Origin of the sequence: Amycolatopsis sp. M39 (assembly GCF_001651785.1) — a bacterium.
In the GTDB taxonomy this organism is placed as follows: Bacteria; Actinomycetota; Actinomycetes; order Mycobacteriales; family Pseudonocardiaceae; genus Amycolatopsis; species Amycolatopsis rubida.
The window spans coordinates 145866-155262 of record NZ_LWSF01000028.1; the positions used below are offsets into that span (position 1 = coordinate 145866).

At 71.0% G+C, this 9397-nt stretch carries 12 protein-coding genes and 1 pseudogene; 8 read left to right on the plus strand and 5 right to left on the minus strand.

Features of this window, described 5'->3' with window-relative positions; genetic code table 11:
- Genes A4R44_RS38130 through A4R44_RS38140 form a run of 3 tightly spaced genes read left to right on the plus strand, consistent with a single transcriptional unit; the run spans position 1 to position 1453 of the window.
- Complete coding sequence (locus A4R44_RS38130; protein ID WP_067592100.1) at positions 1-369, plus strand: Asp23/Gls24 family envelope stress response protein; 369 nt, start codon at positions 1-3, stop codon at positions 367-369.
- Positions 366-893, plus strand: a complete 528-nt coding sequence (locus A4R44_RS38135; protein ID WP_067592103.1) for a DUF6286 domain-containing protein — start codon at positions 366-368, stop codon at positions 891-893. The genes A4R44_RS38130 and A4R44_RS38135 overlap by 4 nt, the downstream gene beginning before the upstream one ends.
- Positions 890-1453, plus strand: a complete 564-nt coding sequence (locus A4R44_RS38140) for a hypothetical protein (protein WP_067592106.1) — start codon at positions 890-892, stop codon at positions 1451-1453. Before A4R44_RS38135 ends, A4R44_RS38140 begins: the two co-directional genes overlap by 4 nt.
- A 32-nt stretch (positions 1454-1485) precedes the next feature.
- On the opposite strand, the gene A4R44_RS38145 is transcribed toward A4R44_RS38140, so the two are convergent.
- From A4R44_RS38145 to A4R44_RS38155, 3 genes are read right to left on the minus strand one after another with little or no spacing between them, the layout of a single operon-like run.
- On the minus strand, positions 1486-1980 hold the full coding sequence (locus tag A4R44_RS38145; protein ID WP_067592109.1) for a nitroreductase family deazaflavin-dependent oxidoreductase: 495 nt from the start codon (positions 1978-1980) through the stop codon (positions 1486-1488).
- 26 nt (positions 1981-2006) lie between these two features.
- Positions 2007-2522: a pyridoxamine 5'-phosphate oxidase family protein gene (locus A4R44_RS38150; protein ID WP_067592111.1), complete on the minus strand. Its 516-nt coding sequence runs from the start codon at positions 2520-2522 to the stop codon at positions 2007-2009.
- A gap of 7 nt (positions 2523-2529) precedes the next feature.
- Complete coding sequence (locus tag A4R44_RS38155; protein ID WP_232791962.1) at positions 2530-3474, minus strand: TetR/AcrR family transcriptional regulator; 945 nt, start codon at positions 3472-3474, stop codon at positions 2530-2532.
- A 120-nt stretch (positions 3475-3594) separates the two neighbouring features.
- On the opposite strand from A4R44_RS38155, the gene A4R44_RS38160 reads away from it, so the two are divergent.
- From A4R44_RS38160 to A4R44_RS38175, 4 genes and pseudogenes are all read left to right on the plus strand, one after another.
- Positions 3595-4239 (plus strand): metalloregulator ArsR/SmtB family transcription factor, encoded by a 645-nt coding sequence (locus tag A4R44_RS38160; protein ID WP_067592114.1) that lies wholly within the window; start codon positions 3595-3597, stop codon positions 4237-4239.
- Positions 4240-4271: 32 nt separating this feature from the next.
- Positions 4272-4739 (plus strand): DUF3291 domain-containing protein, encoded by a 468-nt coding sequence (locus A4R44_RS38165; protein WP_067592118.1) that lies wholly within the window; start codon positions 4272-4274, stop codon positions 4737-4739.
- Positions 4740-4887: 148 nt separating this feature from the next.
- Positions 4888-5046: pseudogene (locus A4R44_RS51330) on the plus strand (hypothetical protein); the annotation flags it as partial.
- Between the two features lie 616 nt (positions 5047-5662).
- Positions 5663-6247, plus strand: a complete 585-nt coding sequence (locus A4R44_RS38175) for a dihydrofolate reductase family protein (RefSeq protein ID WP_232791964.1) — start codon at positions 5663-5665, stop codon at positions 6245-6247.
- On the opposite strand, the gene A4R44_RS49645 is transcribed toward A4R44_RS38175, so the two are convergent.
- Positions 6248-6454, minus strand: coding sequence for a hypothetical protein (locus A4R44_RS49645; protein ID WP_067592124.1), 207 nt, complete (start codon positions 6452-6454; stop codon positions 6248-6250).
- A 279-nt stretch (positions 6455-6733) separates the two neighbouring features.
- Positions 6734-7708 carry a hypothetical protein gene (locus tag A4R44_RS38185; protein ID WP_067592126.1) on the minus strand — a complete coding sequence of 325 codons (975 nt, stop codon included), beginning with the start codon at positions 7706-7708 and terminating at the stop codon, positions 6734-6736.
- Between the two features lie 735 nt (positions 7709-8443).
- Between A4R44_RS38185 and A4R44_RS38190 the strand changes: the two genes are divergently transcribed.
- Entirely contained in the window at positions 8444-9268 is an 825-nt protein-coding gene (locus A4R44_RS38190) for a DUF72 domain-containing protein (RefSeq protein ID WP_067592163.1), read from the plus strand.
- The last annotated feature ends 129 nt before the right edge of the window (positions 9269-9397 follow it).

Sequence of the window (9397 nt, forward strand, 5' to 3'; positions counted from 1 at the left end):
GTGGCTGTCGCAGCGGAGGAACGGGGAAGCCTCACCATCAGCGAACACGCCGTCGAGCGGCTGGCCGCCCACGCGGCGAGCGAGCTCGACCGGGTGGGCGGGGCCGCCGGGCGGACGCTCGGGATCAGTCTCGGCGGAGAAGCGCTGGACCGGTCGGCGAAAACGTCCGCCCGGATCGGGGGCGGCGAGGTGGAGCTGGACGTGCGGATCTCGCTGGAGTACCCCGCCCCGGTCGGCGCGACCACCGAACGGGTTCGCGGCCACCTGCGCGGACGGGTCGAGGAATTGACCGGGATGCCGGTCCGCCGCGTCGGCATCACGGTGACGGCCTTGCACGCTGAGGCCGCCGGGCAGAGGAGGGTGGAGTGAAACGCCGAACCCGCCGGTCTTTTCCGGCGAGCTTGACCGCCGTCGTGCTGCTGGCCGTGTGCGTCCTGGCGGCCGTCGCGGCGATCCAGCGGCTGACCGGGCACCAGCCGTGGCTGGACTATCGGGCGGCCGCCACCGCCGTCCACAACGCGCGCTGGACGGACCTCGTCCCCGCGCTGGTCTCGGCCGCGGTAGCCCTCGTCGGGCTGGTGCTGCTGTGGGCGGCGCTCCTGCCGGGCAAGCGCCGGATCCTCCCGCTGACGGGCGACCCGGATTCCGGGGCCGACACCACGGGCTACCGGTCCGCGTTGCGCGCGGCCGCGGCGGACGTGGACGGCGTCGAGCAAGCCTGGCTCTCGACCGGTTCGCGCAAGGTCAAGGTACGGGTGAAAACCGCGCGCACGCGGACGGACGGCCTGTCCGCCGCGGTGCGCGCGGCCGTCGAGTCCCGGCTGGACCACATCGCACCGGCCCGGCGGCCCGCGGTGTCGGTGCGAGTCCGTGCCGAGAGGGAGGCTTCATGAACCGCCCGGCCACGCTCAACCGCTTCTTGCTCGCGGTGATCGGCCTGGTGCTGCTCGCCGCGGGCGGTTTCGGTCTGGCCACCCATTTCCGCGTGCTCAGGCTCCTCGATCCCGAGGCGCCGCTCGTACCGGGGACAGCGGAGCCGCCCAGCTGGGTGTTCTACGCGATCGCCGCGGCGGCGGTAGTGGTGGGACTGCTCGCGCTGCGCTGGCTGCTGGCCCAGCTCGCGCACCGGCCGCGCACGGGAGTGTGGCGGTTCGAAACCGATCCCGCCTACGGACGCACCGAGTTGCGCGCAGACGACGCGGTGGCCCCCTTCACCGAGGAACTGCGCGGGTATCCCGGAGTGCACAAGGCGAGCGCGTCGCTCGCCGGAACCCGGGAGACGCCGTCTCTGGCGCTGATCCTCACGTGCGAGCAGGACGCGGACCTGGGCGAGATCCGCGGCCGCGTCGCCGGGAAAAGCCTGCCGCGGCTTGAGGAAGCGCTGGAACTGGAGGACATTCCGGTCTCGATCGAGTTCCGGTTCACCAGCCGGGCGCCCTCGCGCGTGGGGTGACGGTCGGCGAGGTGCGGACCCCGTGCACGCAGTCAGCGCGGAGCAAGCACCACGACCGGAATCTCGCGCTCCGTCCAGTCCTGGTACTTCGCGAAATCCGCGTACAGTTCGACCAGGCGCGGCCAGAGTTCGCGCCGCTCCTCCGCGGGCGCGACCCTTGCCGTGACCGGAACACCGCGGCGGCCCTTGAGATGCACGCGGGTCTCCGGCTCCGCGCGCAGATTGAAGTACCACTGCGGATGCTTCGGCAGCCCGCCCTGGGAGGCGACGACGACCAGGTCGTCGCCGGAACGCAGGTACAGCAGCGGAGTGGTGAACAGCTGTCCGGACTTGCGGCCGCGGTGGTCGAGCAGCAGGGTCGGCACGGGCTTGCGGAAGCCCGCCCCGACCCGCCACGTGTGGCCGACCCGGCCGTTGGTCAGGGTGAAGACCTTGACCTGGACGCGGGCCACGCATTTCATGAGCGCCGCGGTCACCGGCGAGTCCAGGCCTTTCGGCGCCTGTGCGGGAAGGGAAAAGCGTCCCATCGTGGCCTCCTGGCGGGGCGGGCGCGTCAGCGGGCAGGCGATTGCGGGTACCGCGCGGCGGTCGATCCGGCGAGCGGCATCGGGTCGAGTCCGAGCTTGCGGTGGTCCCAGGACCGGACCCGCTCCACGTCGACGCGGATCGCGACCCGTTTGCGGAGCATGAATTCCACCATCGGCTTCGCCTCGTCGGTGTACTCGCCGTGGTATCGCCGCCAGACGTCGACCCCGACCGCCCAGAGCGCGTCCGGATCGTCGACGACCTCGGCGCGCCCTTCGAGCGAGACGCCGCGCAGGACGTCGTAGGTCAGGCCGTCCTCGATCAGCACGGTGACGCGCGGGTCGCGGCGGAGGTTGACTGCTTTCTGCGCCTTGGCTTTCGTTTCGAACCACAGCACGCCGTCGATGACCGCGTACCACATCGCGACCGCGTGCGGATGCCCGCCGGGGCCGAGCGACACCAGCGTCGCGGTGCGCTGCGCGTCGAGGTAAGCCGACACCTCCCCGGGGGTCATCTCGATCTGTGCTCGCTGGCTGGTTCCCATCGGTTCCTCACTTCCTGCGGCGGGCCCCGGGCGGGCCGGCGAGCATCGAGGTCACGACGTCGACGAGGTCGTCGACGATCTGGCCGTCGGTCCAGCCCGCCGCGTCCGCGCCGTGCAGGCGGCGGGTGCGGCCGACGTCGCCGAGGACGTTCAGCGTCACGGTCATCGCTTGGGACAGCCGGAAATCGAGCGTCCGGCGGGGGACGCCCGGGCTCAGCCGGTCCAGCTGATCGACGAACGCGGCGTTGCGCTCGAAGAACGATTCGGCGACCGCGTCCAGCCCGTCGCCGCCGGTCGCCAGCAACCGGCCGACCAGCCGGATCCAGCATTCGCCGCCCGATTCGAGCACCGCGACCACCGGCCGCACGAACGCGCGGGCCAAATCCCGTGCGGCGACGTCTTTTCCCGGGGATTCCCGCAGCACCGCGTTCCGTTCGCCGGTCACCTGGTCGAGCCGGCTGCGCAGGACCGCGTCGAGCAGTCCTTCCTTGGAACCGAAGTGATAGTGGATCGCCGCGACATTCGTCCGCGCCGCCTGCATCACGGTCCGCAGTGACACCGCGCCGACGCCGTGCTCGGCGAAAAGCCGTTCCGCGGCGGCGATCAGGCGCTGTTCGGTCGCCTCCCCGCGAGCGGGGATCCGCGCGGCTTCGGTGCCCATGGCGCGGACTCTATCAGCCGTTTCAATCAGGTGATAGAGGTTGCGGCGGCGGTCGTACAGCGCGGCCAGCCGGGCGAGCACCGCGCCCGCGGCGTCGATCGCCTGCTCGTCGAGGTCTTCGGCCAGCTCGCGCGGCCCGGCGGCGAGGACCTGCTCGCGCTTCTCGTGCCGTCGACAGCCCGCGCCGCTCGACATGCGGCGGTCTTCCGAGACGGCCCGTCCGCGGGTGAGGTAACCGGCGCTGGCCAGGCTGTTGACCAGCTGGGTGACCGCCGCTCCAGTCGTTTCCACGTGCCCGGCTTCGGCGCTGCGGGGCGCGCGGCCGAGCCGCGGCGATCGGTCGCGACACGGCGAAGTTCGGAGGGAGCGGCGTCCTCTAACGCGCATTGTCGTTGTTCATAGACTGGCGGCGTGGAAGACATCGAGGCGATCGCCGTCCTGCAGGATCCGGTCCGGCGGCGGCTGTATGACTACGTGGTTTCCCAGGACCACGACGTGAGCCGGAACGAGGCGGCCGAGGGGGCCGGGATCCAGCGCACGCTCGCCGCTTTCCACCTCGACAAACTCGTGGACGCCGGGCTGCTGGACACGGAAAGCAAACGGCTGAGCGGACGTTCGGGCCCGGGCGCCGGACGTCCGGCGAAGCTCTACCGCCGGTCCGGAGCCGAACGCCAGTTCTCCGTCCCGGCGCGCGACTACCGCACCGCCGCCGACCTGCTGGCCGAGGTCGCCGAGGTCGCGCGTCTCGACGCCGAACTGCAGGCCGCCGCCCGTCGCGAGGGCCGCGCTGCCGCCGGTTCGGTCGAAGACATCGCCGCCGCGAAAGAACTGCTGGCCGCGCGGGGGTACGAACCCCGCGAGGACGGCGGCCTCCTGCGCCTCGTCAACTGTCCGTTCCACGTTCTCTCGCAACGGCATCCGGGGCTGGTGTGCGGCATGAACCTGGCACTGCTGGAGGGACTGCTCGACGACGCCGAAGGCCTGCGCGCCCGGATGGATCCACGCCCCGGACTGTGCTGTGTCGTCGTCGGGCCTTCTAAAAATAATGAGAGTTGACATAGAAGGCCCGGCGATGGTGAGGTGAGGGAGTGACCGAACACCACCTCGCCCAGCTCAACGTGGGCATCACGAGATATCCCCTCGACGACCCCCGGATGCACGGCTTCACGTCGATGCTCGACACGCTGAACGAGGTCGCCGACAACGCGCCCGGTTTCGTCTGGCGCCTGATCGGGGACGGCGGCAACGACGCGACCGAGATCCGCACGCCCCTCGGCGACGACGTCATCGTCAACATGTCGGTCTGGGAAAGCCGCGACGCGCTCTGGGACTACGTCTACCGCAGCGGCCATCTGGACATGCTGCGCCGCCGGTCGGACTGGTTCGAGCTGCCGAAGGCGACGTTCCAGGTGCTGTGGTGGATTCCCGCCGGGCACATCCCGACCGTCGAGGAGGCCGTCGAGCGGCTGGAACTGCTGCGGGAAAAGGGGTCCTCGCCGAGCGCGTTCGGTTTCCGCGACAGCTATCTGCCCGAAGGCGCCGCCTCCGCGCCGTGACGGTTTCCGCGACACGTCCGGTGGGTCGCCGGGACCGGCCCGCGGGATGGCTAGGGTGTCCGGCGTGGCGAACATGTCCCGTTGGTCGGATGAGAATGGCGGCTTGGACTTCGGTCTGCTGGTGCTGCGGCTGATGCTGTCGGTCGCGATGGGGGCGCACGGGCTCACGCAGGTCTTCGGCCTGTTCGGCGGCGCGGGCATGGCGCACTTCGAGAACCTGCTGCGCGGCTACGGGTTCAGTCACAACATCGAGTTCCTGACCTGGCTGACCGGCGTCACCGAGGTCGCCGGCGCGGTCCTGCTGGCACTGGGCCTGCTGGCCCCGCTCGCCGCGGCCGGCCTGCTGGGCGTGGCCATCAGCGCGGTCCGGGTGAAGTGGTCGGGCGGCCTGTTCGGCGGCAGCGGCCCGGGGTTCGAACTGGAACTGACGCTCGCGGCGATGGCGCTGGCTCTGCTGCTGACCGGCCCGGGGTGGTACGCNGTGGTACGCCTTGGACCGGCATACGGCATGGCGGCAGAAACCGCTGGGCTTCGCGGTGGGCGGGCTGTTCCTGTCGGTGTGCGCGGCGATCGGGGTGGGTTCGCTGTTCTGATCGCTGGGTGGCCTCTGCCGGCCGGTCCGGCGCGCGATGCCGAAGTCCGTGAGGGCCACCCTGAGCGAATCCGATTCCCTCAGGGTGGCCCTCACGGACGTCTGCGGGCCGTCGCCGCACTTTCCGGTTCCCGGCGGCATGGCGCCTTTCCGCCGGGGAACTCAGGGTCTTGCCGGCCGTTCAATGAAGGCTGGCTGTTCGGAGGGCGGAAGACCGATCCCGTCCACCGCGTAGCGCTCCCGGCTCCCCGGTGCTATGTTCCTCCCAACCGCTTGCAAACCGCAATCACTTGGGAGGTCCGCCGTGCCGGACACCACCTGTCACATGTCGATGTCGCTGGACGGTTTCGTCGCCGGGCCGGCGCAGAGCCGGGAAGATCCGCTCGGCAAGCGGGGGCAGGAGCTGCACGGGTGGCACATCGGCGACCCCCGCGCCACCGACGCCGACAAGGCCGCGAATGAATGGCTGATGCGGCCGAGGGGCGCGTATGTGATGGGGCGGAACATGTTCGGCCCCGTTCGCGGCGACTGGGACGAGGACTGGTCGGGCTGGTGGGGCGCCGAACCGCCGTATCACGCGCCGGTTTTCGTGTTGACTCATCATGCTCACGAGCCGATCGAGATGGCGGGCGGGACGACGTTCTACTTCGTCACCGACGGTTTCGACGCCGCCTACGCGGCCGCGTGCGAGGCCGCGGGGGACAAGGGCGTCGACATCGCCGGCGGAGCGTCGACGGTCCGGCAGGCGCTGCTCGCCGGGGTGATCGACGAGTTCACGCTCGACATCGCGCCCGTTCTGCTCGGGTCGGGCGAGAGCATGTTCGACGGGGTGGAGTCCTTCGGTTTCGAGCCCGTCGAGGTGCTGCATTCGCCGCTCACCACCCACATCCGCTATCGCCGCGTCGGCGCGAGCTGATCAGGCACCGCCAGCGTTGCGGCGAGCAACGGACGCGAGCACCTCGCCTGCCGCGTACGGAATGTCTTCGTATCGGTGCCCGAGCAGGTGCTCGGTGACGAGCCGCGCACCGTCGAAGTCGTTGAACAGTACGCTGGGCGCGTCGTCCGGTGCTGCCCATTCGCAGGAACACGCCCGGCGTTTCGGCCGACAGCCGGGGCTTTCCACCGGTGGTGACGAAAATCCCGCGCGGACGCAGTTCGGAGAACGCCTCGCCGTATTCGTCGGCGAGGCCCGGGCGGCAAATCGGTATTGCCGAGCAGAATGAGCAGTCCCCGGCGGCGTTCCTCCGCATCGAGGCAGCGCGGACATCTCGCCGAAGAAGGCGTTCGCGGTGTCCGGCGCCTGCGAGCCGGCCACATTGGACCGTCCGCCGCTCAACGCGCCGGTGAGCGGGTTCCGCCGGCAGCCGAGCGCGGACTTTCTGCCGGCCGAAGGCGAGGCCGGTCAGCCGCCATGCCTCGGCTGCGCCTGGAGCGGTTCGAGCACGTCGTCGACGCTGGCCTGCGATCGCGTCCGCTGGAGCCGCTTCACGCCGGCCGGAGGCCGTCCCGCCCACAGCACCGCCTGCGGCGCGTGACCAAGCGTGACGCGGTCCGCGAGCGTTTCGCGCAACCGTCGGCTGGCCCGGCTCACCCAGCCGGACGAGAGTTCGTGCACGGTGGCGGTCAGCAGCACCGAACTCAGCGCCTCTCCCGCGCGCAGCCAGGCGAGGTGATCGTCGCCGGGCGTGCTGAGCACCATCAGCGAAGCGCCGTCGCTTCGCGGTTCAGCTTCGCCTCGGGGGAACCGGTTTCCCGCCGATCCCGCAGCGGCGCTGACGAGAACACCCTGCGCAGCGGCGAGGGATGTGCTTCGCACGTACGCCTCTTCGCGACGCATCTGGGCGGGAACCCTCGCGTCTTCGCCGATTGCGGTCATGAGGTATCTGCGGACTGCGCGGTCTTCCACTGGGTGCAATACCGCGCCTTCGCGGGCGGCTGCCTGCGAAAGCCGGTCAAGGCAGTCCGACGGCACAGGCCGTCCGCCGCACGGCCGCAAGTCCTCTCGGCGCCGGGCGATCGACGTCGCCAGGACAACCTCTCCGGGAAGCGGTTCGCCCGGCCGCGGTGTCACGACGGCCAGGTGGTCCGGCTCCGGCGGGCACGGCAGCCGGTCCACCGCGCAGGTCCAGCCGAGACCGGCGAAGGCGATCCGGAGGTGGTGCAGGGCCGCGCCGCTGGCGAGCGTCTGCCCTCGCCCGGCGGGGTCGTCGGCGGCTCGGCAGCGGGCCGGATCCGCGTACAGGTGGAGAGTGCGGTAGCCGATGCGCCAGTGCCAGAACGGGGCGTCTGAGGCTCCCGGCGCGAGGAGAGCCGCGGCGACCGCTGCCTCGACGGCGGCGGGGCTGGGAACCCGCGAATTCGGCCGTGAATTCGGCATTGTTGCTTCCCAATCGAGTTGGGGGAGTGCATTCGGTCGGTGCCAGCTTCCATGGTGCGCTCCCGCGATGGCCCGCGATAGGGGCCGAGGTTCATCAATTCGGAGCGATTCGCGGCGGCGATCGGCGAAGCTCGCGGTACGCGCATTCGGGACGTCACGGCGCTTATTCGTGATCGCGGCTGAATCTCTCTGTCTCACTGCGGCCGGGCCGATCAGCGCGCGAGACCCCGGTCCCCTGCGATGTGACACTCCATGCGAACACATGTTCGACTCGCGTCCCGGGGTGCCGGGAACTGCGGGCGGCCGGGGAAGCGAGCAGGTGAGCCTGAGGTGAGCGAGTGGCCGTCGACCGTGCGGAAAGTGGATCCGCCGATGCCGGTGTGGGCGGGCGTGCGCAAGCTGCTCGTGCTGGGCACGGAGATCCGCGCGACCGTGCCGGCTGCGGATCGAGACCGAGCACCCGGGGCTGCTGTTCGAATGTTCGAATGGGCGCGCCGCGAGGACGGCGGGCTGCTCGGCTGGGTGACCTACCAGCTCGTCACCGGCGACGAGCAATGGTCGCGGCCGGTCAGCCACTACGTGCCCGCGCATCTGCTCCGCCGCCGGGGGCCCGCGCGGCGCCACCAGTACGGCGGCTACCGGCCCCGGACCCGCGGAGGACCGCGCCCGGGTAGTAATTTCCCTTGCGAGCGAGGGGAGCGGACGACAGTGGCACGTCTTCATGTCGGCTGCGCGATGTGGACGCACAAGGCGTGGCCGGGGCGGTTCCTGCCGCAGTCGCTGCCGGCCACGGAACGACTGCGGGCCTACGCGGGCTGGTGCAACGCGGTCGAAGGCAACACCACCTTCTACGCGACCCCGGCCCGGAGCACCGTCGAGACGTGGGCGCGGCAGACCGGTCCCGACTTCCGGTTCGTGGTCAAAGTGCCCAAGACCGTGACGCACGAGCGGCGGTTCGCCGGGGTCGAGACCGAGATGCGGGCGTTCCTGGACGCGCTCGAACCGCTCGGCGAGCGGGCCGTGCTGTGGACCCAGGTGCCCGGTTCGTTCGGCCCTTCGGACGTCGGCGTGCTCGGCCGCTTCCTGCGCCGTCTCCCCGCCGGCCTGCGGCGCGCGGTGGAGGTGCGGCACCCCGAGTTCTTCGGCGACGCCAGCGCGGCGGCGCTGCTGGAAGGGACGCTCGCGACCGCGGACGCGGAGTGGGTGCCCTTCGACACCACGGTCTTTTTCCGGCGCCCGCCGACCAGCGAGGCCGAGCAGGACGCCTGGGCGAAGAAACCGCGGCTGCCGCGCCGGACGCGAGCGCTGACCGACCGGCCGGTCGTCCGCTACCTGGGCCGGGACTCGGTGGAGGAGACCGTCGAGGGATGGCGGCCGTGGGCCGGGGTGGTCGCGGGCTGGCTGCGCGAAGGCCGCTCGCCGACGGTTTTCCTGCACACTCCCGACAACGGCGAAGCACCGGCGCTCGCCCGCCGGTTCCATGACGACGTGCGCGCGCTGGTGCCCGGCCTGGACGCGCTGCCCGAACCGGAGCCGGTGGAGCCCGCGACGCTGTTCTGAGCGCCGATGCCAGGAACTCGAGGCGACGCCACGACTGGCCGAGGCCAGCCGGTGGCGAGACGTTCGTGAGGGGAGCCCTGAGCTTAAGTTTTAACCTTTGGTGTCCGTTTTCTTGGTCTTGCCGGGGTT

Coding starts and splice junctions, on each gene's coding strand:
- A4R44_RS38190 (WP_067592163.1), top strand. CDS start 8,444: ATGTGGACGCACAAGGCGTGGCCGGGGCGGTTCCTGCCGCAGTCGCTG.
- A4R44_RS38140 (WP_067592106.1), top strand. CDS start 890: ATGAACCGCCCGGCCACGCTCAACCGCTTCTTGCTCGCGGTGATCGGC.
- A4R44_RS38185 (WP_067592126.1), bottom strand. CDS start 7,708: ATGCCGAATTCACGGCCGAATTCGCGGGTTCCCAGCCCCGCCGCCGTC.
- A4R44_RS38150 (WP_067592111.1), bottom strand. CDS start 2,522: ATGGGAACCAGCCAGCGAGCACAGATCGAGATGACCCCCGGGGAGGTG.
- A4R44_RS38175 (WP_232791964.1), top strand. CDS start 5,663: ATGTCGCTGGACGGTTTCGTCGCCGGGCCGGCGCAGAGCCGGGAAGAT.
- A4R44_RS38145 (WP_067592109.1), bottom strand. CDS start 1,980: ATGGGACGCTTTTCCCTTCCCGCACAGGCGCCGAAAGGCCTGGACTCG.